Below are 21,593 nucleotides of genomic sequence, written 5' to 3' on the forward strand. Positions count from 1 at the left end.
AGCCTGATCGTTTAGTTATGCAAGCCTCCTTCAAGTACAACGAGGAGTGTTCATGCTAACCCAGGAAGAGGATCAGCAGCTGGTCGAGCGCGTTCAACGCGGCGACAAGCGAGCATTTGATCTGCTAGTGCTGAAATACCAGCACAAAATTCTCGGGTTGATCGTGCGGTTTGTGCACGACACCCATGAAGCGCAGGACGTTGCACAAGAGGCCTTTATCAAGGCCTACCGTGCACTGGGCAATTTCCGCGGTGACAGTGCGTTTTACACGTGGCTGTACCGCATCGCCATCAACACGGCGAAGAACTATCTGGTGTCTCGCGGACGCCGCCCACCGGATAGTGATGTTAGTTCGGAAGATGCAGAATTTTACGATGGTGATCACGGCCTCAAAGATCTCGAGTCGCCGGAGCGTGCATTGCTGCGCGACGAGATTGAAGGCACCGTCCATCGCACTATTCAGCAATTGCCAGAAGATTTGCGTACAGCGTTAACTTTACGTGAATTCGATGGTCTGAGTTACGAAGACATTGCGAGCGTCATGCAGTGTCCGGTGGGGACTGTAAGGTCACGGATTTTCCGGGCCCGGGAAGCCATCGATAAAGCCTTGCAACCGTTGTTGCAAGAGAACTAAAGACAGCGGCGACAGCCAAGAGAGGAACCGCCATGAGTCGTGATGCCCTGCAGGAATCGCTGTCCGCAGTGATGGATAACGAAGCGGATGAACTGGAACTTCGTCGAGTGCTCAACGCATTTGATGATGCCGAAACCCGTGATACCTGGTCTCGTTACCAAGTCGCTCGGGCGGTGATGCACAAGGATCTTCTAATCCCTCGTCTGGATATTGCTGCGGCGGTTTCTGCTGCGCTGGCCGATGAAGCCGTTCCGGCAAAAGCTGCTCGTGGTCCCTGGCGTAGCCTCGGTCGCCTGGCAGTCGCTGCCTCGGTGACAGTTGCAGTGCTTGCCGGTGTTCGCCTGTACAACCAGGACGATATCGCTGGTGCCGAACTGGCCCAACAGACTCAGCAACCGGTCATGGCCGGTCCGCAAGTCAAAGGCCCAGCAGTACTGGCAGGCTACAAGGAAAGCTCGGACACCACCGGTCCTATGGCCAACGGTGTACTTCAAGGGCAATCCGGCTGGCAAGACCAGCGTCTTCCAGGTTACCTGCGCCAACACGCACAGGAATCGGCCCTGAAAGGCACTGAAAGCGCTCTGCCATACGCTCGCGCTGCAAGCCTGGAAAACCGCTAAACCGCTAGGGAGCATTATGCGCGCCATACCGCTCCTTACGCTGTTGCTCAGTGGTTGGTTTGCACTACCCGCCCATGCCGATGAAGCCCAAGACTGGCTGATTCGACTTGGGCGTGCCGAGCAGAAACAAAGCTTTGAAGGTACGTTCGTCTACGAGCGTAACGGCAGTTTTTCCACCCATGACATCTGGCATCGCGTCCAGAATGGTCAGGTCCGCGAGCGGCTTTTGCAGCTTGATGGTTCTGCACAGGAAGTTGTGCGAGTGGATGGTCATACCCGATGTGTCAGCGGCACGCTGGTCGCCGGCCTTGGCAATTCGCCTGATGCCCCTTCGCGCTCCCTTGATCCGCAAAAACTCAATCAATTCTATGAGCTGGCCGTCATCGGAAAATCCCGCGTGGCCGGTCGTAATGCAGTCATTGTGTCGATCGCGCCGCGTGATCAATACCGTTATGGGTTTGAACTTCACCTGGATCGTGAGACCGCACTGCCACTTAAGTCCTTGTTGCTGAACGATCAAGGTCAGTTGCTGGAGCGCTTTCAGTTCACCCGCCTGGATACGTCCACCGCGCCCAGTGATCGAGACTTGCAGCCAAGCACCGAGTGCACATCGATTGCCGTCGCCGACACAAAGGCGCCAGAAGTCGAGCCCACCGAGGCTTGGCACTTGGAGTGGTTGCCACCGGGTTTTCAGTTGGCCAATAGTAGTGCGCGTAAGGATCCCCATACCAAAGTCACGGTCGACAGTCTGATGTATGAAGATGGGCTGGCGCGCTTTTCGGTGTTTCTTGAACCGATCAGCGATGTGAGCGTGACCGAGACTCGCACCCAGTTAGGCCCTACGGTTGCAGTGTCCCGTCGTCTTAATACGGTGGACGGCGAAATGATGGTGACGGTCGTTGGTGAAATTCCTATCGGCACCGCCGAGCGTATCGCGCTGTCGGTGCGCGGTGAAAAAAAGGCCCCCACCCAGCCGTGAGTTGTTAATCCTATGTTCATCCGGCTCTTTCACTGTACGTTCATGCCAGGTTGGCTGCCGAGAGCATGAAATGTCTGGATCAGCATTTTCACTTGCAAAAATCCCCCATGTTTTTTATAGGTCAAGGCTTGGCGGCTCTGGCCTTGTTTTGTTCGCGGAACAAAAATGTCGGTCGCAGTTTTCGGCGTTTCTTGAACCCTGTCGCTCAACCCTGCTCGTCGTAACGGGAGCTGTATGTCGATACCACGTTTGAAATCCTACCTATCCATCGTCGCAACGGTGCTTGTGCTGGGCCAGGCCGTGCCTGCGCAAGCGGTCGAGTTGCCTGATTTCACCCAATTGGTTGAGCAAGCCTCGCCAGCCGTAGTGAACATCAGCACCACGCAGAAACTGCCGGATCGCAAAGTGTCGAATCAGCAGATGCCTGACCTGGAAGGCCTGCCGCCGATGTTGCGCGAGTTCTTCGAGCGAGGCATGCCACAACCCCGCACGCCTCGTGGCGGCGGTGGCGGTCAGCGTGAAGCGCAGTCCCTGGGCTCGGGCTTCATCATTTCCCCTGATGGCTATATCCTCACCAACAACCACGTAATTGCCGACGCCGATGAGATTCTCGTGCGCCTGGCCGACCGTAGCGAGCTGAAAGCCAAGCTGGTGGGTACCGATCCTCGTTCCGACGTTGCGCTGCTGAAGATCGAAGGCAAGGACCTGCCGGTGCTGAAACTGGGCAAATCCCAGGACCTGAAAGCTGGGCAGTGGGTTGTGGCCATCGGTTCGCCGTTTGGTTTTGACCACACTGTGACCCAGGGCATCGTCAGCGCCATTGGCCGCAGCCTGCCGAACGAAAACTACGTGCCGTTCATCCAGACCGACGTGCCGATCAATCCGGGTAACTCAGGTGGTCCGCTGTTCAACCTGGCCGGTGAAGTGGTGGGTATCAACTCGCAGATCTACACCCGCTCCGGCGGCTTCATGGGCGTGTCGTTCGCTATCCCGATCGACGTCGCCATGGATGTTTCCAACCAGCTGAAAAGCGGTGGCAAGGTCAGCCGTGGTTGGTTGGGCGTGGTGATCCAGGAAGTGAATAAAGACCTTGCTGAGTCCTTCGGTCTCGACAAACCGGCCGGCGCCCTGGTTGCACAGATCCAGGATGATGGCCCTGCCGCCAAAGGCGGGTTGCAAGTCGGCGACGTGATCCTGAGCATGAATGGCCAGCCGATTGTCATGTCGGCAGACCTGCCACATCTGGTAGGTGCACTGAAGGCGGGCAGCAAGGCCAAGCTGGAAGTGATTCGTGAGGGCAAGCGCCAGAACGTTGAGCTGACCGTAGGCGCCATCCCTGAAGAGGGTGCCACCCTGGACGCCCTGGGCAATAACAAACCGGGGGCTGAGCGCAGCAGTAACCGCCTGGGCATTGCAGTGGTTGAGCTGACCGACGAGCAGAAGAAAACTTTCGACCTCAAGGGCGGCGTAGTGATCAAGGAAGTGCAGGATGGCCCCGCTGCCTTGATCGGCCTGCAGCCAGGCGACGTGATCACCCACCTGAACAATCAAGCAATCGACACCACCAAGCAGTTCACCGACATCGCCAAAGCGCTGCCGAAGAATCGCTCGGTGTCGATGCGTGTGCTGCGTCAGGGGCGTGCCAGCTTCATTACCTTCAAGCTGGCCGAGTAATCCGCTAAGCCAATAAAAAGCCCCGCTGTCGGTTAACGATGGCGGGGCTTTTTTATGGGTGATGGGTTTAGCCCATCATCCCTTTTACCAGGCGTTCCTGTTCGATCAGCTCACGTTGGCGTGCGTCGATACGTGACGACAGCGGGAAGTTGCTGCCCGCGCGGCGCTTGGCGAAGTCCAATTGCTGAATCGCCTGCTGGAAGTCACCCACCAGGGCAAAGTATTCGGCGCGTGCTTGATGCAGGCCGATGATGTTGCCTGACAACCCACGGGTCTCGGCGACTTGATACCACACGTCTGGATCGTCTGGGCGGGACTTGAGCAAGCCGTCCAGGGCCTTTTCCGCGTCGGCTGTACGATTCTGTTTCAGCAGCAAGTCGACCCGGATCTGATTCAGTGGGTAGTTGCCAGGGTATTGGGTCAACATCCGATCGGTTCGTTGCTGGGCATCGGGCAGATGGCTGTTGTCTATATCCAGCTGGATCTGCGCCAGGTTGTACGTGATGTCATTGGGTGCCTTGGCCAGCAAGGGCTGCAGGCTCTCTCGCGCCAGCTTGAACTGTGAGGCCTTGATTTGGGCGATGGCCAAGCCATAGCGCGCCACATCGTTTTTCGGGTTCTCGTCCAGTTGCGCCTGGAAGCGCTTGGCGGCGAGTCCCGAGGTGTCCTCATATTGCAGCTGCACCCGTGCGCGGATCAGTTGGTAGCGCAGGCTGTCCTCCTTGCCACCGGGCTTGGATTGCTCGGCGCGGTTGCGGGTGTCGGCGATCCGCGATTCGGTGACCGGGTGCGTCAGCAGGAATTCCGGTGGCTTGGCGTCGAAGCGGTATTGGCGTCCCAAACGCTCGAACATCGTCGGCATGGAGCGCGGGTCGTAACCGGCTTTCTCCAAGTTGACGATGCCGATACGGTCCGCCTCTTGTTCATTCTGCCGAGAAAACCGCCGTTGTTCCTGGATCGCCGCCGCCTGGGTGCCGGCAATCGCAGCAATGCCCGCATCGCCTGCGCCGGCGGCTGCCGCGATGATGCCGCCAAGCAGGGCGGCCATCATCGGGATTTGCATGCGCTGTTGCGCTTCAACACCCCGGGCGAAGTGACGTTGGGACAAGTGAGCCAATTCGTGGGCCAGCACCGAGGCGTATTCGCCTTCGGTCTGGGCGTTGAGAAACAGGCCGCCGTTCACGCCGACGATGCCGCCTGGCGCGGCAAAGGCGTTGAGCTGCGGGCTGTTGATCAGGATGAACTCCAGGCGTCGGTCGTTCACCTGGCTGGTTTCTACCAGCTTGTACACGCTGGTTTCGACGTAATCCTTGAGTTGCGGGTCGTTCAGTTGGGAAACCTGCCCGCGCAGATAAGCCAGCCAGGCACGGCCCAATTGAAATTCCTGTTGTGGCGAGACAATGGCAGAACTGGCGTCGCCAAGCGACGGCAGGTCGTCAGCAAAGCCCGGAGAGGCCAGCAGGCAAGCCAGCGTCAGCAGGGTAGGGCGCAAAAAAGTCATGCACAGAGCCTTTGGACAAAGAGGTTACTGTAGCCGGACACTGAGCGTCGGACCAGATATTCTAAGCGCCCCGAACGCTTGCCCGGAGTAAACCCATGACCGACGCTGTAGCCTTTGATGCCGAGCTTGACGCCAGCGGCCTCAATTGCCCGTTGCCTTTGCTGAAGGCCAAGCTGGAATTGAATCGATTGGCCAGCGGTGCTGTGCTCAAGGTGATCGCCACGGACGCAGGCTCCCGGCGCGATTTCCGCACCTTTGCCAAACTGGCCGGCCACACCCTGCTGCATGAAGAAGATGCCGCCGGTGTTTACCGTTACTGGTTGCGCAAGGCCTGAGCCGCTGCCCCTACCAACCGAGGTTGATTGATGTTCAAAGTGTTACGAGACTGGATCCAGCGCTACTTCTCCGATGAAGAGGCCGTGGTGCTGGCCGTCCTGCTGTTCCTGGCCTTTACTGCCGTGCTCACCCTGGGCGGCATGCTGGCGCCCGTACTCGCGGGGATGGTGCTGGCTTACCTGATGCAGGGCCTGGTCACTACCCTTGAACGCTTGCGCTTGCCGGGTGGTGCGGCGGTGGGGTTGGTATTTGCCTTGTTCATGGGCCTGCTGGTGGTGTTTGTCGTAGTGGTGTTGCCGCTGCTGTGGCATCAACTGATTACGCTGTTCAATGAGCTGCCGGGCATGCTTGCCAAGTGGCAGTCGCTGTTGCTGCTGTTACCGGAGCGCTACCCGCATCTGGTGTCGGATGAGCAGGTGTTGCAGGCTATCGAAGTGGCGCGCGGCGAAATCGGAAAGTTCGGGCAATGGGCGCTGACGTTTTCCCTGTCCAGTCTGCCGCTGCTGGTCAACATCATGATCTACCTGGTGCTCGTTCCGATCCTGGTGTTCTTCTTCCTCAAGGACCGCGCAATGATCGGACGCTGGGTGAGTGGCTACCTGCCGCGTGAGCGAGCGCTGATCACGCGGGTGGCCGAGGAGATGAACCGCCAGATCGCCAACTACATTCGTGGCAAAGTCATTGAAATCATCATCTGCGGCGGCGTTACCTACATCGCCTTTATTGCCCTGGACCTGAATTACGCGGCCTTGCTGGCATTGCTGGTCGGTATTTCAGTGGTGGTGCCGTATGTCGGTGCGGTGGTGGTGACGGTGCCGGTGACACTGATTGCGCTGTTCCAGTGGGGCTGGAGTGACCAGTTCATCTACTTGATGGCGGTGTACGGGATCATCCAGACACTGGATGGCAACGTGCTCGTGCCGCTGCTGTTCTCGGAGGCGGTCAACCTGCACCCGGTGGCGATCATCTGCGCGGTGTTGTTGTTTGGCGGGTTGTGGGGATTCTGGGGAGTGTTCTTTGCGATTCCCCTGGCAACGCTGTTCAAGGCGGTGCTGGATGCATGGCCACGGCAGGAGCCCGTTGTTGCGCCATTATTGTAGTGAGCGGGCTTGCCCCGCGCTGGGCTGCGGAGCAGCCCCGATAAAAAACGCCGCGTTCTTACAGAAAGAACGCGGCGTTTGGTTTTAGGGCCGCTCCGCAGCCCAGCGCGGGGCAAGCCCGCTCACTACAATAGTCAGCTGTTCAGAGTCTGTGCTGCTGCCAATACGGCATCCACATGCCCAGGCACTTTCACCCCACGCCATTCCTGACGCAGCACGCCATTCTTGTCGATGAGGAAGGTGCTGCGATCCACGCCAAGGTATTCCTTGCCATACAGCTTTTTGAGTTTGATCACATCAAACAGCTGGCAGACCGCTTCGTCCTTGTCGCTGATCAGCTCAAAGGGGAATTCCTGCTTGCCCTTGAAGTTCTCGTGGGACTTCACGCTGTCGCGCGACACGCCAAACACTTCGGTGTTGGCCGCCTTGAACGCCGCGTACTGGTCACGAAAACCCTGACCTTCGGTCGTGCAGCCCGGAGTGCTGTCCTTCGGATAGAAGTAGATCACCACCTGCTTGCCCTTGAGGGCGGCAAGGCTGAAGGTCTGGCCACTGGTGGCCTGGGCTTCGAAGTCGGCTACGGGTTGGTCGATGACTACTGCCATGGGTACTTCCTTACATTGGGTTCTGTGGGCGCCATGGTTCGATCAACGCGTCTAGGTTCAGGGCGTCGGCGAAATCCAGGAACTGGTCGCGAAGCCAACTGATCTGCACACCGGCCGGCAAGGTCACGGTAAAGGTGGCGTTGAGCATGGTGCCGCCGGTTTGCGGGGCCTGGTAGGTGTCACAGGTCAGGTTTTCCAATTCGACGTTGTGGTCGATAAAGAACTGGCACAGCTCATTGACGATGTCCGAGCGGTAGGCTGAGCTGACGTAAGCGACGTATGGCAGCGCTTGCGGGCGATTTTCCAGCGCGGCGCTGCGCACAACATTGACGGTGAAGTCATGCTTCTTGGCCAGGCCCGGCAGGCCGGTTTCCAGGCGTGCCAGGGCGTCCCAGGTGCCGGATATCTGCAGGACCAGCGCACTGCACTCGCCGTGGCGGGTCAGGCGGGAAGTCACGACGGCGCAGCGGTTTTCATGGCTGGCGCGGCACAGGACGTTGGTCAGCTCCATGGGGTTGGCGCCGAGGGCACTGATAACAAGGAATTGTTCGCGAACTGTGGGGGTGGACATGCAGCCTTCCTAAACGATGAGCGGTCGATACTCTGAGAGCCGTATCGATCAAAGCATGAAGGGTAGCGAAAAGCGCCGCCAAGGGATAGGAGGTGGCGTTTTCATTACGTGAACGGCGTGATTACACCCTGCTGTAACCCTTGCGTTCATCCAATGATGGCATTGCCCATCGTTTAGTTGCCCCATAACGCATCCTCACGCGGTACTTCGCTTGTACAAGCATCTTGGCGCCAGTACCATTACGGCTCTCTTTTTCCGGCAGGAGCGGTTGCATGATTGCGGGCAGTATGGTGGCACTGGTCACACCCATGGATGCACAAGGTCATCTCGACTGGGACAGCCTGGGCAAACTGGTGGACTTCCACCTGCAAGAAGGCACCAACGCCATTGTGGCGGTCGGCACCACAGGTGAATCGGCCACCCTCGATGTGGAAGAACACATCCAGGTGATCGAGTTCGTGGTCAAGCGTGTCGCGGGCCGTATTGCCGTCATTGCCGGTACGGGCGCCAACTCGACGCGTGAAGCGATCGAGCTGACCAAGAACGCCAAGAAGGCCGGCGCCGACGCCTGCCTGCTGGTGACCCCGTACTACAACAAGCCGACCCAGGAAGGCTTGTACCAGCACTTCAAAGCCATTGCCGAAGCTGTGCAGATCCCGCAGATCCTCTACAACGTACCGGGTCGCACCGCGTGCGACATGCAGGCCGAGACCGTGATCCGCCTGTCCACCGTGCCGAACATCATCGGCATCAAGGAAGCCACTGGCGACCTGCAGCGCGCCAAGGACATCCTGGCCGGCGTGAGCAGCGATTTTCTGGTGTATTCCGGTGACGACGCCACCGCTGTCGAGCTGATCCTGCTGGGCGGCAAGGGCAACATCTCCGTGACCGCCAACGTGGCCCCGCGCGCCATGAGCGATATGTGTGCCGCCGCCATTGCCGGCGATGCAGCCACTGCTCGTGCAATCCACGAGAAGCTGATGCCGCTCAACAAGACACTGTTTATCGAATCCAATCCTATTCCCGTGAAATGGGCGCTGACTGAAATGGGCATGATGCCGGACGGTATCCGTCTGCCGCTCACCCGCCTCAGCGAAGCCTGTCACGAACCGCTGCGACAGGCCCTGCGCCAGTCCGGCGTCCTGGTTTAATTGAGGAAGCACTACGCATGAAGCGATTGGCCGGACTTTCCGCACTTGCCTTGATTATCTCCAGCACCAGTGGCTGCGGTTGGATCTGGGGCCCGGAAGGCTACTTCCGTGACCGCGGCAGCGATTACCTGGAAGCACAAGCAACCAAACCGATGCAATTGCCGCCGGACGTCAACGTCGCCAAGCGCCTCGATCCGTTGCTGCCGATTCCACGCAACGTCGCCGACGACACCACTAAAGGTGAGTACGTGGTGCCACGTCCGCAGCCGATCTCGGCCGTGGCGGACGCCAGCGACTACAGCTTGCAGAAGAGCGGTGATTCCCGCTGGATCGTGGCTCAGCGTCCACCTGCCGAAGTCTGGCCAGTGGCCGTGCAGTTCTTCCAGGACAACGGTTTCCGTATTGACGAGCAGCGCCCGCAGACCGGTGAATTCACCACGGCATGGCAGCAAGGCAACGAGCTGTCCGCCACGATGGCCAAACGCTTGCAGGCCAGTGGTGTAGCCGCCGACAGTGAAGCCCGCGTGCGTGTGCGCATCGAGCCAGGCGTGCAGCGCAACACCAGTGAAGTCTACGTCGTGAGCGCCGAGCGTCCTGCCGGCAGCACGGCCAACGTCGACTTCACCAACCGCTCGGTCAACACCGGCGTTGACTCGGCGCTGGTCGACGAAATGCTGGCCAGCATGAGCCGTATCTCCGAGAAGGGCGGTTCCGTTTCCCTGCTCGCCGCCCGTGATTACGACACCCCGAGCCGCGTCAGCCTCACCGAGGATGGCAGCGGCAACGTGGTGCTGAACCTGGGCGAAGACCTGGATCGTGCCTGGGCCAGCGTCGGTCGCGCCCTGGAGCAGGGCCCTTGGCGTGTTGAAGACATCAACCGCAGCCTGGGCCTCTACTACATCAACGTGGCTGAAAAGGCCGAGCGTAAAGACGACGAGCCTGGTTTCTTCGGCAGGCTGTTCGGCAGCCAGCCCACCAAGGAAGAAATCGAGACCCGCGCCGAGCGTTATCAGGTTCGCTTGAGCAAGGTTGGCGAGACCGTGCAGGTCACCGTCGAGAAGAACATCAACACCGTTGCGCCAGCTGAAACAGCGCGCAAAGTGTTGGGCGTGATTCAGGACAACCTGGGCTGATCCGATGCGTTTTGCTGTTCTCGGTAGCGGTAGCCAAGGGAACGGCACGCTGGTCGCCCACGACGACACGTACGTATTGGTGGATTGTGGTTTCTCGTTAAAAGAAACCGAGCGGCGCCTGCTGCGCCTGGGGGTTCACCCCGCGCAGCTGAGCGCGATTCTGGTGACCCACGAACATGCCGACCACGTGCATGGCGTGGGTTTGCTGTCTCGGCGCTACAATCTTCCGGTGTACCTGAGTCGCGGCACCTTGCGCGGGATGCGCAAACCCATTGAACCCGCAGGTTTCCTGGCTGGCGGTGAGCAATTGCAAATCGGCGCCTTGAGCATCGATGTGATTGCCGTGGCGCACGACGCCCAGGAGCCGACGCAGTATGTATTCAGTGATGGCCAGCGGCGCTTCGGCGTGCTGACCGACTTGGGTTCCTACTGCGCGAAGGTGCTGGACGGTTACCGGAACCTCGATGCCTTGATGATCGAGTCCAACCACTGCCGAGACCTGCTGGCTCGCGGTCACTACCCCTACTTTCTCAAGCAGCGGGTGGGCGGCGAACTGGGACATTTGAACAACCACCAGGCGGCGTACCTGGTGTATGAGTTGGGCTGGCAAGACCTGCAACACCTGGTCCTGGCCCACCTGAGCAGCAAGAACAACCTGCCGACGCTTGCCCGGCAATGTTTTGTCGACACCCTCGGGTGCGACCCGGACTGGCTGCAACTGGCCGATCAAGATTCAGGGCTCGACTGGCGACATATCGCCTAGCCCACCTCACTCAAAGCGGAGCCCATCATGGAAAAACGTGAAGAACTCTACCGCGGCAAAGCCAAGTCGGTGTACAAGACCGACGACGCCAACCGCCTGATCCTGCTGTTTCGCAACGACACCTCGGCGTTCGACGGCAAGCGCATCGAACAACTTGATCGCAAAGGCATGGTGAACAACAAGTTCAACGCCTTCATCATGCAGAAACTCGAAGAGGCCGGTATTCCGACCCAATTCGACAAACTGCTGGGCGACAACGAGTGCCTGGTGAAGAAGCTGGACATGATCCCGGTCGAATGCGTCGTACGTAACTACGCCGCCGGCAGCCTGGTCAAGCGCCTGGGTGTGGAGGAGGGCCTCAAGCTCAATCCTTACACCTTCGAACTGTTCCTGAAAGACGACGCCAAGGGCGACCCGTTCATCAACGAGTCCCACGTCGTGGCATTCGGCTGGGGCACCGCTGAACAACTGGCCCGCATGAAAGAGTTGTCCCTCAAGGTCAACGACGTGCTGAACAAACTGTTCGACGACGCCGGCCTGCTGCTGGTCGACTTCAAACTGGAATTCGGCGTATTCCACGACGGCTCCATCGTCCTGGGCGACGAATTCAGCCCGGACGGCTGCCGCCTGTGGGACAAGGACACCAAGAAGAAGATGGACAAAGACCGCTTCCGCCAAGGCCTCGGTGACGTTATCGAAGCCTACGAAGAAGTCGCCAATCGTCTCGGCGTACCGCTGTAATCGACGCAAGCATCTGATAGCACGGAAAAAAATCACTTCGGCGCTTTGCTTTCCTGATCCACGCTGTTATGATGCGCGCCGTTGGAGAGATGCCAGAGTGGCCGAATGGGACGGATTCGAAATCCGTTGTACCTTCACCGGTACCTAGGGTTCGAATCCCTATCTCTCCGCCATTACACAGAACAAGCCCCGTAGCTGAATAAGCTACGGGGCTTTTTCGTTTCCGGCGTTTGCTTGGGCCGTTTGCCATTCGAAATTCGTACTACTCAACGGATGCATCTTTCTTCTGTGTTTCCACGATGCTGCCTACAGGTATACCGTTGTGGCCCCGCCTGCACTTCACTATCGTTTGGTTTGTGCGAGACAGGCCCTACGTTCAGGGCTCTGGCTTCGTTGTCACGTGCGTCTCACCTCAAACGGCAAAGGAAATGCGTAATGAGCAAGAACACAAAACAAACCTCCGAAAAAATGGCGACCCTCGCAGCTGAAACCCTCGGTAATCCGAAGGCTTCAGCCATCGCCAAAAGTCTTGCCGCGTCAGCACTGGCCCAGAGTGGTACGGATAAGCAGACAAGTGCGGAGATGGAGGCGAAAGCTGGCAAGGCGCTTCACAGTGATAAGTACAGCGATGAGACGAAAGCCCTTGCCGCGTCGGTCCTCTCTCAGTCCAATAAAGAGCGCAGAAGCTGAGCTAAGACCCTCTGGCCAAAGAACTCTTTACTCATGGACCGCCTTACTTGGCTAAGGCTGTCCATTTTTCACTAGGAATGCCCATCAGTTTCCGTCCCGCCTAAAGTCCTCCCCCGCGCGGCCGAAATGCTGTCATACGATGTCGTATCCCTAATAAGAGTGCCCCCCTAAATGTCCCTTCGCAGCCTTTCCATCGCCCGCCGTGCGGGTTTGGGTTTTGCCTTGATTGCTTTGCTCGTGGCCCTGCTGGGTTTTTTCGCGCTGTCGAACATGGCAAGTATCCGCGCCAGTGCGGTGCAGGTGGAAAGCGGGCTGGTGCCGAAGATGCGGCTGGTGGCTGACATTCGCGAGATTATGTTGCGCATTCGTACGATTTCTTTGCGGATGGCGTTGGACCCCAGCCCTACGAGCCTCCCGCAATACCGCAGTCAGATGGATACCCGCAGCCAGGACCTGACGAAACGGCTGGCCGACCTCGATAAGGTGATCGACACGCCTGAGGTGCGCACGCTCTATGACCAGTTCCAGGTTTCGCTGCGCCAGTACCAACAGGGCTTGGCGCAGTCGTTCATCCTTGCCGATAAACAGCAGGGCGCCGAACTCAACAAGCTGCTGCTGGTGGACATGAAAACTGTGGTCGACGGCTCCGGCGCCCAGCTCAACGCACTCGCCGACTACTACAACGCCCAGATCAACCAACAGGGGCAGGTGGCCGAGTCGCAGTACAGTCGTTCGCGCACCATGGTGTTTGGCTTCGTGATCCTGGCGGGCCTGAGCACGGTGGCCCTGGCCTGGCTCCTCACGCGTAGCATTGTCGGTCCGTTGGGGCAGGCCATGCGCGCAGCCGAAAACGTGGCCCGAGGCGACCTGACCCAGACGGTGGAGGTCAGTGGAAACGACGAGGTAACCCGCCTGCTCGTAGCCCTGCACTCCATGCAAGGCAGCCTGCGCAGCACCTTGCAACTGATCCGGCAGTCGGCGGCACAGATGGCGGCCTCTGCCACCGACCTCAACGGCATTACCGACCAGAGCAGCCGCAGCCTGCAACAGCAGACGGCTGAGATCGAGCAGGCGGCGACGGCGGTCAATGAAATGACTTCGGCCGCTGAAGAAGTCGCGCGCAATGCGGTGTCCACCTCCGAATCCACCCGTCTGTCCAATGAAACCGCGCGTGAAGGCCAGGACCGCGTCGGTGAAACGGTCAGCGCGATTCAGGCCCTGGGCAGCAATATCGGCGAGACTTCGACCCTGGTGCAGAACCTGGCTGAGCAATCGCGGGACATCGGCAAAGTGCTCGATGTGATTCGTTCCATCGCCGAGCAGACCAACCTGCTGGCACTTAACGCCGCCATCGAGGCGGCGCGGGCCGGTGAGTCCGGGCGTGGCTTCGCGGTGGTCGCCGATGAGGTTCGTGCATTGGCCCATCGCACCCAGCAATCGACCCTTGAAATCGATCAGATGGTCACCGCCATGCGCACCGGCTCCAACGATGCATTGACCTCCATGCAGTCGAGCTCCCAGCGCGCCGCCGACACCCTGACCCTGGCCGAAGGGGCAGGTGGCGCCTTGAGTCAGATCACCAACTCCATCGACCAGATTCACCAACGCAACCTGGTCATCGCCAGCGCTGCCGAGGAGCAAGCCCAGGTGGCCAAGGAAGTGGACCGCAATATCGTCAATATCCGCGACCTGTCGGCGCAATCGTCTTCCGGCGCCGGGCAGATCAACGGCTCAAGCCAGGAGCTGGCGCGGTTGGCGGTGGCGCTCAACGACGCGGTCGCACGGTTTCAGTTGTAGTGAGGTCAGGTTGAGGGCGTGCAGCCTACGCAGGTGCGTTTTTTTTCAATGCGCGTGGGCCATGCGCTAACGCATTCGTAAGATAATGCCGGTCAAATCGACCACACTGGCGACTCCCGTGATCATCAACTTCGACCTCAACGACCTCCAAGCCTTCCGCGCCGTGGTGGACAAGGGCAGTTTTCGCGGCGCCGCCGAGGCCATCCGTATCTCGCAACCGGCCCTCAGCCGACGCATCGAAAAACTCGAATCCGCCCTCGACGTGAAGCTGTTCGAACGCACCACGCGGCGGGTCAGCCTGACCATGGTGGGCCGTGCCTTCCTGCCGCAAGTCGAGCGCATGCTCGACGACCTCGACATCGCGCTGATGGGCATCAGTAACGTCGCGTCCACGCGCATGGGCAATGTCACCATCGCCTGCGTGCCCTCGACCGCGTACTACTTCATGCCCCATGTGATCTCCGAATTCCACAAACTGTATCCGAAGATTCGCCTGCGGGTGCTGGACGCCAGTGCTGGCGAGGTGTGCCAGGCGGTGGAAAGTGGCGAGGCGGATTTTGGCGTGAGTTTCAGCGGCAGCCTGGCCGATGAAGTGGAGTTCGAATTGCTGTTGCAGGAGCGCTACGTGTTGGCCTGTCGGCGTGATCATCCGTTGGCAGAACGGGACAGCGTGACCTGGGCCGAAGCCTACGAGCACGACTACATCACCGTGGACAAGACCTCGGGCAACCGCTTCCTGTTGGACCAGGCCTTGCGCGGCGTGCGAGTGAAGAAGCCGAGTATCTGCGAGACGCACCACGTGACCACCATGATTGGTCTGGTGGAAGCGGGGTTGGGCGTGGCGATGGTGCCATCGATTGCGATGCCAGCGTGCGAACACCCGATTCTGGTCAGTGTGCCGCTGGTGGAGCCGCAGGTGATGCGCAATGTTGGCTTGATCAAACGCCGCGGGCGGACATTGCCGCCGGCGGCGCTGGAGTTGGAGCGGTTGGTGCGGGAGATGCCGTTTCGGTCAGCGTGACACCGAGTCCAGGCCGGTGGATTGCACCACCGGTTGCGCCTCGGGCGACGCCAGGTACTTCAGCAGCGCCTTGGCCTGCGCGGGGTGTTCGGCGTTCACCGGAATGCCTGCGGCAAAGCGCGTCACTGATTGCACGTCTTCGGGGATTTTTCCCACATAGGTCACGCCGGCTACCGGTAACAATTCCGCTACCTGCTGTAGACCCACTTCGTAGTCACCTTTGGCCACCTGTTCAGCCACCGGGATGCGTTCGATCATCGTGCCCTTGGCCGGCATGCCGAGCTTCTTGAACAGCTCTTTCTCGACATACACACCGCTGGCACTGTCCGAGTAGGCCACTGATTTGGCCTTGCTCAGCACCGCTTTCAATTCTGCGTCGGTGCTGATGGCGGGTTTCGCCGCGCCTGCCTTCACCACCAGGCCGATGCGCGAGTCTGCCAGTTCCACGCGGGACGCCGGGTCGACCTTGCCTTGTTTGATCAAGTCATCCAGTGCGTAGCCGACCATGATCACCACATCGGCGTGTTCGCCCCGGGCCAGGCGATTGGGAATCGCTTCCGGCGCCTTGCCCATGGACGGGCCGAGAATGGTATCGAGGGTGTCACCGCTGCGCTGGGCATACTGCGGGCCGAGCAATTTATAGGCGGCGGTGAAACCACCGGAGGTCATCACCTTGAGCTCCTCGGCCTGGGCCGTCAGCGCCAGCGCGCCAAGGGCCAGGCCCGCCAGGGTCTTGAACAGAGGCTGCATCATGCCGCCCCCTGCATCACTTGCCCGCGCGTGTTGGCGCGGCGGTACAACGCCAGGGTCGAACACAGCGCACACACTGCCGCAAACATCATCCAGTAGGCCGGCGAAGCCTTGTCTTCGGTGATGTGGATGAACCAGGTGGAGATCGCCGGGGTAAAGCCACCGAAGATCGCGGTTGCCAGGCTATAGGCCAGGGAGAAGCCCGCCACGCGCACTTCCACCGGCATGATTTCGGTCAGCGCCGGGATCATCGCGCCGTTGTACATGCCATAGAGGAAGGAGAACCACAGCAGGGTCTCCAGCATATGGCCGAAGCTCGGTGCATTTACCACGTAGGACAGCGCTGGGTACGCGGTAAGAACCGTCAGCACAGTCATGGCGATCAGTACCGGCTTGCGGCCAAAGCGATCGCTGAGGGTGCCGCCGATGGGCAGCCAGACAAAGTTCGAAACAGCCACCAGCAAGGTCACCAGCAGGGCATCCGACGTGCTCAATTGCAGCACGGTCTTGCCGAAGGTCGGCGCGTACACGGTGATCAGGTAGAACGCGGTGGTGGTCATGGCCACCATCAGCATGCCGCCGATCACGACGGTCCAGTTTTTTACCAGGGTGGCCAGCACTTCGCGCATGGTCGGGCGATGCTTGCGGTTGGCGAACTCTTCGGTTTCCTGCAGGTTGCGACGCAGCACAAAAATAAACGGGATGATCACGCAACCGACGGCAAACGGAATGCGCCAGCCCCAGTCGGCAACCACCGCCGGTTCCATCCACACGTTCAGGCCGTAGCCCAGCGCAGCGGCGACCACGATGGAGATCTGTTGGCTGCCCGACTGCCAACTGGTGTAGAAGCCTTTGCGGCCGGGGGTGGCCATCTCGGACAAGTACACCGACACGCCGCCCAGTTCCGCACCGGCCGAGAAGCCTTGCAGCAAGCGGCCAAGCAACACCAGCAGAGGCGCCCACAGACCAATGGTGTGATAACCCGGCACCAGCACGATCAGTAGCGTGCCGCTGGCCATGATCGACAGCGTTACGATCAGCCCTTTGCGGCGACCCACGTCGTCGATATAGGCACCCAGAATGATTGCGCCGAGGGGACGCATCAGGAAGCCTGCGCCGAACACGGCGAAGGTCATCATTAATGACGCAAACTCATTAGCGGCCGGGAAGAACGCCGCCGCGATGTAGGTGGCGTAGAAGCCAAACAGAAAGAAGTCGAACTGTTCGAGGAAGTTGCCCGAAGTAACGCGAAATACCGCGCCAATTTTCGAGCTGGCAGCGTCGGGCCGGGAAGGGCTAGTCATGGTTTTGTGTCTCCAGCGTTCTTTTTAAAGTGCTTGTTTCGCTTAAGACTGAGGATAGTGGCTGACACATTTAGAAATGATAAGTGAAAGATTTGGATTTATTGATGCGTTCAAGCTATCAATCGAAAATGCTGAAGCGTTTTGTGTGGCTGTCATTGCAGCGAGGGAGCACCCCACGATGCGCATAGACGCCGCACGCCGCGCTTTCTACACTGCGACCTGTCTTGGGGAAAGGGCAGGCGCCGATGAATCGCAATGAATTACGCAAGGCCGACATCAATCTGATGGTGGTCTTCGAAGCACTGATGCTGGAGCGCAATGTGACGCGGGTGGCCGAGAAGCTGTTTCTCGGCCAGCCGACCATCAGTTCGGCCCTCAACCGCCTGCGTACCTTGTTCAACGACCCGTTGTTCATTCGTGTCGGCCATCGCATGGAGCCCACCGCGCGCGCCGAGGAAATCATTCAGCATTTGTCGCCGGCCCTGGATTCGTTGTCGTCGGCCTTGAGCCTGACCCACGATTTTGATCCGTCCATCAGCACCATGACCTTTCGTATCGGGCTGTCCGATGATGTCGAGTTCGGTCTGTTGCCGCCGCTGCTGCGCGCGTTGCGCCAGGAGGCGCCGCAAGTGGTGTTCGTGGTGCAGCATGTGGATTACTGGCGCATTCCCGACCTGCTCGCGTCCGGCGACATCACCGTAGGCATTACCCAAACCCGTGGCCTGCCGGCGAATGCCAAGCGCAAGTTGCTGCGCCATATCCGCCCGCGACTGCTGCGCGCCGATGCCTCGGACACGCCGCTGACCCTCGATGAATATTGCTCACGACCCCATGTGCTGGTGTCCCACACCGCCAACGTGTCAGGGTTTGCCGATGAGTGGCTGGCCGAGATCGGCCGCAAGCGCCACGTGGTGCTGTCGGTGCCGCAATACAGCGCGTTGCCTGCCTTGCTGGCCGGCACCGACCTGATTGCCAGCCTGCCGGACTACACCGCCGAAGCCATGGCGGTGTCGGGCAATCTGTTTTGTGAGCCGTTTCCGTTCGAGACGCCGACGCTGGATTTGTCCATGGTCTGGCTCAGCCACGTCGACACCGACCCGGCCGAGCGTTGGGTGCGCTCGCGACTGGAGGCATTCATGAGCGATAGAGGCTTGGGCGCCAAGGCCTGACGCGATATATTCAAGAATCTTCCTACAACAAGCTCGGAGCAACCCATGCCACACCTGCACCTGGAATACACCGCCAACCTGACAGACCTGGCCGTCGATAAAACCCTGTTGCGGCTCAACAATGTGCTGATGGCGTCCGGTCAGTTCGGCTCCGAGTTCGATATCAAAAGCCGTGCGGTAAAGCTTGAGAGTTTTCAGGTGGGCACTTCCCTCATTCCGCGTGGCTTTATCGCGGTGAAGCTGTCGCTGCTCAGTGGGCGGTCACCGCAGGTCAAGCAGCAGTTGTCGCAAAGCCTGCTGGCGGCGTTGCAGGATCTCGGCGATTGGCCAGCGGCTTTACAGGTTCAACTGAGCGTCCAGCTGGTGGATATGGACCGTGATTCCTACAGCAAAGCCGCCATCGGCTGACACCCTTGCGCAGGGCTTAGAGTAATCCTTGGTCTGCGCAGACCTTCACCACCTGCTCGCGAAACCAGGTATTGGCACTGTCCTGTTCACTGGTTTCGTTCCACTGCATGTCCAGGGTGAACCCCGGCAACCCGTTGGGCGCCTCGCAATGGCCGAACACCGCCGCTGGCGCCAACAGCTTTTGCACGCGGCGCGGCAGTGTGACGATAAAGTCGGTGCCGGTGATCATCTTCAAGGCGGCGCTGTAGCTGTTGGCCCGGGCAACCACATGACGCTTGTGGGCCTGGCGCGCCAGCCAGCCGTCGATCATGTTGGTGTCGGAGGTCCACGGCGTGGGGAACACGTGGCGTCGTTCGACGAAGGATTGCAGGCTGAATGCCGGCTCCCTGGGCGCCGAGCGTTTATCGAAGACGCACACCAGGTCGTCCTCCAGCAGCATCTGGGTCTTGAAGTCTTTGTGGGCGCGATGAAAGTGCGGGCCGAAGCAGATCACCAGGTCCAGGCGGCCTTCGCGCAGGTCATCGGCGGGGATCTGGGTTTCCAGCTTCTGCACATTGACGATCACCGGCAGGTCAGCACGGTCGAAGCTTTTCAGCAGGCGCGGCAGGATCAACTGTTCGAAGTATTCCGGTGCACAGACGTTGAAGGTCACCGCCTTCTGGGTCGGGTCGAAGGCCTGGCCACCGGCGTGGCACAGGTTGATGCTTTCGAGGATTTTCTGCACATGGCCGTACATGGTGGTGGCCTTGTACGTAGGACGCATGCCCGCCCGGGTGTTGATAAACAGCTCGTCTTCAAAGCTGGTGCGCAACTTCTTCAGGCTGTAGCTCACGGTGGACTGGCTGACGAACAGCGTTTCGGACACCTCGGTAACGCTGCTCTGGTCGTAGACGGCGATAAACACCATCAAGTCCTGCATATCGAGTTTTCTGAGCAAGTTACTGTTTAACATCGGTTTCGTCCGTAAACCCTTTGTACCGAATTCAGTACAAGACAGCGCAAAAGCTTAACGGAACGTACGTGCCAATAGAAAGCTCTGTAGGGCGTTTCTATGTTTGCCGTGGGACAAATAATGTTTGCAACACGACCTCAGCGGATATGGTGCGCGTAGTGCCTTGGGTTGAAGCGCGTGACGATCAGCAGCATCAGTACAACCACCGCTGTCAGCGACCACCAGGCCCATTCGAAACTGCCCAATTGGTCACGAATCATCCCGGCGATCAGCGGCGACAAGCCTGCAATCAGGTAGCCGATGCCCTGCACAAAGGCCGTGAGGCCGCCGGCACGGCGCGGGTTGTCCAGGTGATCGAGGGACAGGATCAGGCTCATGGGGAACAGGCCGCCGATGCCCACGCCGAGCAGGCACGGCCACAGCAAACTCAGGGCTTGCGGGCTGAGAATCAGGCCGCAGAAACCGATGATGATCAGCACCAGCAACACCGCCACCACGCCGCGTTTATCCCGGCGACGGTTGGCGATGGCGGGTGTGATCAGGCCGGAGACCACTTCCATGGCCGTCAGGAAGCCCAGCAGCAGCCCGGCGTTCTGCTCGCTCCAGCCTTGCTCCACGTAGTACGGCGCCAGCCACGCAAGAACACAGGTGTAGGACGCGGTGCCCAAGCCAAAAAAGATCGCCAGCAACCAGGCACGACGGTTGCCAAAAAATGACGCCTGCGGGCCGGAACCGGCCTGGGGCAATGGCGGCATAGTTGAGCGCTGGGCGAGCCAGAACACCAGGGCGAGCAACGCCAGCACGGCCCAGATCGCCAGGCCGATACGCCAGCTGCCGGTGCGCATTTGCACGAAAGGGGAGAACGAAGCCGCCAGCGCCGCGCCGCCCATGATGGCGGTGACGTACAGGCCCATGAACAGTGACACGTTATCGCTGAAGCGCGACTTGATCAGCGCTGGCATCAACGCCTGGATCATTGCAATACCGACCCCCGCTGCAATGGCGCTGACGATCAGCTCCAGCGCCGAATCCAGAAACAGCCGCGACAGCGTCGCCACGCCAATCACCAGCAGCGACAGCACAATGCTGCGGTGCTCGCCGAAACGCCTGGCCAGGCCCATGCCTAGGAACATCGCCAGGCCCATGGCCATGACCGGCAGCATGGTCAACAACGCCGCGCTGCTGAAACTCAACGGCACATCGCCACGAATCGACGACAACAATGGCCCCACGGCCGCCATCGACGGGCGCAGGTTAAGGGCGACCAGCACCACGCTGATCATCAGCCAAACGGCGGTGGTGGGTTTTGCCTGAACGTTTTCCATGGGCCGACCTTGAGTGAACAAGGGCGAATCAGGCCACGCATGGGGGCGGGGGGGCAAATGAGAAAGTCGCAGGGAGTATCTAAAAAATGCATTTCCCACAAACACCGCAAATCGAAATGTGGGAGGGGGCAAGCCCCCGATAGCCGTGTTTCAGTCTAAGCATCTGTAACTGATCCACCGCTATCGGGGCATGGGTATCTACACAACTCTCAAAGGCTTATACATAACGCTGTGGTGAGCGGGCTTGTCCCGCGCTGGGCTGCGCAGCAGCCCCAAAACCAGGCAACTTGGTTTTTCTGAAAAAACGCGGTGGCTTTGATGGGGCTGCTTCGCAGCCCAGCGCGGGACAAGCCCGCTCACCACAGCAGC

General features: G+C 59.6%; 23 protein-coding genes, 1 tRNA gene and 1 pseudogene. 17 read left to right on the forward strand and 8 right to left on the reverse strand.

Annotation, left to right across the window (positions count from 1 at the left end):
- The first annotated feature begins 52 nt into the window (after nucleotides 1-52).
- From rpoE to NDJ82_RS09435, 3 genes are read left to right on the forward strand one after another with little or no spacing between them, the layout of a single operon-like run.
- Nucleotides 53-634 carry an RNA polymerase sigma factor RpoE/AlgU gene (gene rpoE / locus NDJ82_RS09425; RefSeq protein WP_003172477.1) on the forward strand — a complete coding sequence of 194 codons (582 nt, stop codon included), beginning with the start codon at nucleotides 53-55 and terminating at the stop codon, nucleotides 632-634.
- Between the two features lie 32 nt (nucleotides 635-666).
- Nucleotides 667-1,254 carry a sigma-E factor negative regulatory protein gene (locus NDJ82_RS09430; protein WP_099587499.1) on the forward strand — a complete coding sequence of 196 codons (588 nt, stop codon included), beginning with the start codon at nucleotides 667-669 and terminating at the stop codon, nucleotides 1,252-1,254.
- Nucleotides 1,255-1,270: 16 nt separating this feature from the next.
- On the forward strand, nucleotides 1,271-2,233 hold the full coding sequence (locus tag NDJ82_RS09435; protein WP_250925343.1) for a MucB/RseB C-terminal domain-containing protein: 963 nt from the start codon (nucleotides 1,271-1,273) through the stop codon (nucleotides 2,231-2,233).
- A gap of 29 nt (nucleotides 2,234-2,262) precedes the next feature.
- On the opposite strand, the gene NDJ82_RS09440 is transcribed toward NDJ82_RS09435, so the two are convergent.
- The gene (locus NDJ82_RS09440) at nucleotides 2,263-2,442 is read right to left on the reverse strand and encodes a hypothetical protein (protein WP_250925344.1); all 180 of its coding nucleotides are present in this window, start codon (nucleotides 2,440-2,442) and stop codon (nucleotides 2,263-2,265) included.
- 25 nt (nucleotides 2,443-2,467) lie between these two features.
- Here NDJ82_RS09440 and NDJ82_RS09445 point away from each other — a divergent pair, with 25 nt between their 5' ends.
- Nucleotides 2,468-3,907, forward strand: coding sequence for a DegQ family serine endoprotease (locus tag NDJ82_RS09445; RefSeq protein WP_112194023.1), 1,440 nt, complete (start codon nucleotides 2,468-2,470; stop codon nucleotides 3,905-3,907).
- Nucleotides 3,908-3,974: 67 nt separating this feature from the next.
- Here the strand turns inward: NDJ82_RS09445 and NDJ82_RS09450 are convergent, their stop codons facing one another.
- Nucleotides 3,975-5,408, reverse strand: coding sequence for a M48 family metalloprotease (locus tag NDJ82_RS09450; protein WP_099587496.1), 1,434 nt, complete (start codon nucleotides 5,406-5,408; stop codon nucleotides 3,975-3,977).
- A 95-nt stretch (nucleotides 5,409-5,503) separates the two neighbouring features.
- Here NDJ82_RS09450 and NDJ82_RS09455 point away from each other — a divergent pair, with 95 nt between their 5' ends.
- Nucleotides 5,504-5,743 carry a sulfurtransferase TusA family protein gene (locus tag NDJ82_RS09455; RefSeq protein WP_191947515.1) on the forward strand — a complete coding sequence of 80 codons (240 nt, stop codon included), beginning with the start codon at nucleotides 5,504-5,506 and terminating at the stop codon, nucleotides 5,741-5,743.
- A gap of 30 nt (nucleotides 5,744-5,773) precedes the next feature.
- Nucleotides 5,774-6,844 (forward strand): AI-2E family transporter, encoded by a 1,071-nt coding sequence (locus NDJ82_RS09460; protein WP_027604314.1) that lies wholly within the window; start codon nucleotides 5,774-5,776, stop codon nucleotides 6,842-6,844.
- A 134-nt stretch (nucleotides 6,845-6,978) separates the two neighbouring features.
- On the opposite strand, the gene NDJ82_RS09465 is transcribed toward NDJ82_RS09460, so the two are convergent.
- The gene (locus NDJ82_RS09465; protein WP_099587495.1) at nucleotides 6,979-7,449 is read right to left on the reverse strand and encodes a peroxiredoxin; all 471 of its coding nucleotides are present in this window, start codon (nucleotides 7,447-7,449) and stop codon (nucleotides 6,979-6,981) included.
- Between the two features lie 10 nt (nucleotides 7,450-7,459).
- Nucleotides 7,460-8,020 carry a glycine cleavage system transcriptional repressor gene (locus NDJ82_RS09470; protein ID WP_003172487.1) on the reverse strand — a complete coding sequence of 187 codons (561 nt, stop codon included), beginning with the start codon at nucleotides 8,018-8,020 and terminating at the stop codon, nucleotides 7,460-7,462.
- A gap of 272 nt (nucleotides 8,021-8,292) precedes the next feature.
- On the opposite strand from NDJ82_RS09470, the gene dapA reads away from it, so the two are divergent.
- The 9 genes and pseudogenes from dapA (at nucleotide 8,293) to NDJ82_RS09510 (ending at nucleotide 15,316) form a co-directional block, all read left to right on the forward strand.
- Complete coding sequence (gene dapA, locus NDJ82_RS09475) at nucleotides 8,293-9,171, forward strand: 4-hydroxy-tetrahydrodipicolinate synthase (protein WP_191958325.1); 879 nt, start codon at nucleotides 8,293-8,295, stop codon at nucleotides 9,169-9,171.
- A gap of 17 nt (nucleotides 9,172-9,188) precedes the next feature.
- Entirely contained in the window at nucleotides 9,189-10,304 is a 1,116-nt protein-coding gene (bamC, locus tag NDJ82_RS09480) for an NlpB/DapX family lipoprotein (protein WP_250925345.1), read from the forward strand.
- Between the two features lie 4 nt (nucleotides 10,305-10,308).
- On the forward strand, nucleotides 10,309-11,067 hold the full coding sequence (locus tag NDJ82_RS09485; RefSeq protein ID WP_099587492.1) for an MBL fold metallo-hydrolase: 759 nt from the start codon (nucleotides 10,309-10,311) through the stop codon (nucleotides 11,065-11,067).
- 27 nt (nucleotides 11,068-11,094) lie between these two features.
- A complete protein-coding gene (purC, locus tag NDJ82_RS09490) occupies nucleotides 11,095-11,808 on the forward strand; it encodes a phosphoribosylaminoimidazolesuccinocarboxamide synthase (RefSeq protein ID WP_017736329.1) in 714 nt (237 codons plus the stop codon).
- 83 nt (nucleotides 11,809-11,891) lie between these two features.
- Nucleotides 11,892-11,981, forward strand: a tRNA-Ser gene (locus NDJ82_RS09495).
- A gap of 262 nt (nucleotides 11,982-12,243) precedes the next feature.
- On the forward strand, nucleotides 12,244-12,498 hold the full coding sequence (locus NDJ82_RS09500; protein ID WP_191958327.1) for a hypothetical protein: 255 nt from the start codon (nucleotides 12,244-12,246) through the stop codon (nucleotides 12,496-12,498).
- 171 nt (nucleotides 12,499-12,669) lie between these two features.
- Nucleotides 12,670-13,437: pseudogene (locus NDJ82_RS27650) on the forward strand (MCP four helix bundle domain-containing protein); the annotation flags it as partial.
- A 48-nt stretch (nucleotides 13,438-13,485) separates the two neighbouring features.
- Entirely contained in the window at nucleotides 13,486-14,295 is an 810-nt protein-coding gene (locus tag NDJ82_RS27655; RefSeq protein WP_502941233.1) for a methyl-accepting chemotaxis protein, read from the forward strand.
- Nucleotides 14,296-14,413: 118 nt separating this feature from the next.
- Nucleotides 14,414-15,316 (forward strand): LysR family transcriptional regulator, encoded by a 903-nt coding sequence (locus tag NDJ82_RS09510; protein WP_099587573.1) that lies wholly within the window; start codon nucleotides 14,414-14,416, stop codon nucleotides 15,314-15,316.
- On the opposite strand, the gene NDJ82_RS09515 is transcribed toward NDJ82_RS09510, so the two are convergent.
- The gene (locus NDJ82_RS09515; RefSeq protein ID WP_099587572.1) at nucleotides 15,308-16,066 is read right to left on the reverse strand and encodes a substrate-binding domain-containing protein; all 759 of its coding nucleotides are present in this window, start codon (nucleotides 16,064-16,066) and stop codon (nucleotides 15,308-15,310) included. The genes NDJ82_RS09510 and NDJ82_RS09515 overlap by 9 nt on opposite strands.
- A complete protein-coding gene (locus NDJ82_RS09520; protein ID WP_191958328.1) occupies nucleotides 16,066-17,370 on the reverse strand; it encodes an MFS transporter in 1,305 nt (434 codons plus the stop codon). The genes NDJ82_RS09515 and NDJ82_RS09520 overlap by 1 nt, the downstream gene beginning before the upstream one ends.
- A 245-nt stretch (nucleotides 17,371-17,615) precedes the next feature.
- Here NDJ82_RS09520 and NDJ82_RS09525 point away from each other — a divergent pair, with 245 nt between their 5' ends.
- A complete protein-coding gene (locus NDJ82_RS09525; protein ID WP_017526706.1) occupies nucleotides 17,616-18,539 on the forward strand; it encodes a LysR substrate-binding domain-containing protein in 924 nt (307 codons plus the stop codon).
- Between the two features lie 45 nt (nucleotides 18,540-18,584).
- A complete protein-coding gene (locus NDJ82_RS09530) occupies nucleotides 18,585-18,947 on the forward strand; it encodes a 5-carboxymethyl-2-hydroxymuconate Delta-isomerase (protein WP_158878790.1) in 363 nt (120 codons plus the stop codon).
- 16 nt (nucleotides 18,948-18,963) lie between these two features.
- On the opposite strand, the gene NDJ82_RS09535 is transcribed toward NDJ82_RS09530, so the two are convergent.
- Both NDJ82_RS09535 and NDJ82_RS09540 read right to left on the reverse strand, forming a co-directional pair.
- Complete coding sequence (locus NDJ82_RS09535) at nucleotides 18,964-19,899, reverse strand: LysR family transcriptional regulator (RefSeq protein WP_099587475.1); 936 nt, start codon at nucleotides 19,897-19,899, stop codon at nucleotides 18,964-18,966.
- A gap of 137 nt (nucleotides 19,900-20,036) precedes the next feature.
- A complete protein-coding gene (locus NDJ82_RS09540; protein WP_250925347.1) occupies nucleotides 20,037-21,224 on the reverse strand; it encodes a CynX/NimT family MFS transporter in 1,188 nt (395 codons plus the stop codon).
- Nucleotides 21,225-21,593: the final 369 nt, after the last annotated feature.

The sequence above is a fragment of the Pseudomonas sp. SR18 genome (assembly GCF_023701505.1).
GTDB lineage: Bacteria > Pseudomonadota > Gammaproteobacteria > Pseudomonadales > Pseudomonadaceae > Aquipseudomonas > Aquipseudomonas cyclaminis.

What these genes read in the sequence shown, in the direction of transcription:
- NDJ82_RS09535 (WP_099587475.1), bottom strand. Translation starts at nt 19,899, where the DNA reads ATGTTAAACAGTAACTTGCTCAGAAAACTCGATATGCAGGACTTGATG.
- NDJ82_RS09465 (WP_099587495.1), bottom strand. Translation starts at nt 7,449, where the DNA reads ATGGCAGTAGTCATCGACCAACCCGTAGCCGACTTCGAAGCCCAGGCC.
- rpoE (WP_003172477.1), top strand. Translation starts at nt 53, where the DNA reads ATGCTAACCCAGGAAGAGGATCAGCAGCTGGTCGAGCGCGTTCAACGC.
- dapA (WP_191958325.1), top strand. Translation starts at nt 8,293, where the DNA reads ATGATTGCGGGCAGTATGGTGGCACTGGTCACACCCATGGATGCACAA.
- NDJ82_RS09445 (WP_112194023.1), top strand. Translation starts at nt 2,468, where the DNA reads ATGTCGATACCACGTTTGAAATCCTACCTATCCATCGTCGCAACGGTG.
- NDJ82_RS09470 (WP_003172487.1), bottom strand. Translation starts at nt 8,020, where the DNA reads ATGTCCACCCCCACAGTTCGCGAACAATTCCTTGTTATCAGTGCCCTC.
- bamC (WP_250925345.1), top strand. Translation starts at nt 9,189, where the DNA reads ATGAAGCGATTGGCCGGACTTTCCGCACTTGCCTTGATTATCTCCAGC.
- NDJ82_RS09525 (WP_017526706.1), top strand. Translation starts at nt 17,616, where the DNA reads ATGAATCGCAATGAATTACGCAAGGCCGACATCAATCTGATGGTGGTC.
- NDJ82_RS09485 (WP_099587492.1), top strand. Translation starts at nt 10,309, where the DNA reads ATGCGTTTTGCTGTTCTCGGTAGCGGTAGCCAAGGGAACGGCACGCTG.
- NDJ82_RS09540 (WP_250925347.1), bottom strand. Translation starts at nt 21,224, where the DNA reads ATGGAAAACGTTCAGGCAAAACCCACCACCGCCGTTTGGCTGATGATC.
- NDJ82_RS09460 (WP_027604314.1), top strand. Translation starts at nt 5,774, where the DNA reads ATGTTCAAAGTGTTACGAGACTGGATCCAGCGCTACTTCTCCGATGAA.
- NDJ82_RS09435 (WP_250925343.1), top strand. Translation starts at nt 1,271, where the DNA reads ATGCGCGCCATACCGCTCCTTACGCTGTTGCTCAGTGGTTGGTTTGCA.
- NDJ82_RS09515 (WP_099587572.1), bottom strand. Translation starts at nt 16,066, where the DNA reads ATGCAGCCTCTGTTCAAGACCCTGGCGGGCCTGGCCCTTGGCGCGCTG.
- NDJ82_RS09530 (WP_158878790.1), top strand. Translation starts at nt 18,585, where the DNA reads ATGCCACACCTGCACCTGGAATACACCGCCAACCTGACAGACCTGGCC.
- NDJ82_RS09520 (WP_191958328.1), bottom strand. Translation starts at nt 17,370, where the DNA reads ATGACTAGCCCTTCCCGGCCCGACGCTGCCAGCTCGAAAATTGGCGCG.
- NDJ82_RS09500 (WP_191958327.1), top strand. Translation starts at nt 12,244, where the DNA reads ATGAGCAAGAACACAAAACAAACCTCCGAAAAAATGGCGACCCTCGCA.
- purC (WP_017736329.1), top strand. Translation starts at nt 11,095, where the DNA reads ATGGAAAAACGTGAAGAACTCTACCGCGGCAAAGCCAAGTCGGTGTAC.
- NDJ82_RS27655 (WP_502941233.1), top strand. Translation starts at nt 13,486, where the DNA reads ATGGCGGCCTCTGCCACCGACCTCAACGGCATTACCGACCAGAGCAGC.
- NDJ82_RS09450 (WP_099587496.1), bottom strand. Translation starts at nt 5,408, where the DNA reads ATGACTTTTTTGCGCCCTACCCTGCTGACGCTGGCTTGCCTGCTGGCC.
- NDJ82_RS09430 (WP_099587499.1), top strand. Translation starts at nt 667, where the DNA reads ATGAGTCGTGATGCCCTGCAGGAATCGCTGTCCGCAGTGATGGATAAC.
- NDJ82_RS09455 (WP_191947515.1), top strand. Translation starts at nt 5,504, where the DNA reads ATGACCGACGCTGTAGCCTTTGATGCCGAGCTTGACGCCAGCGGCCTC.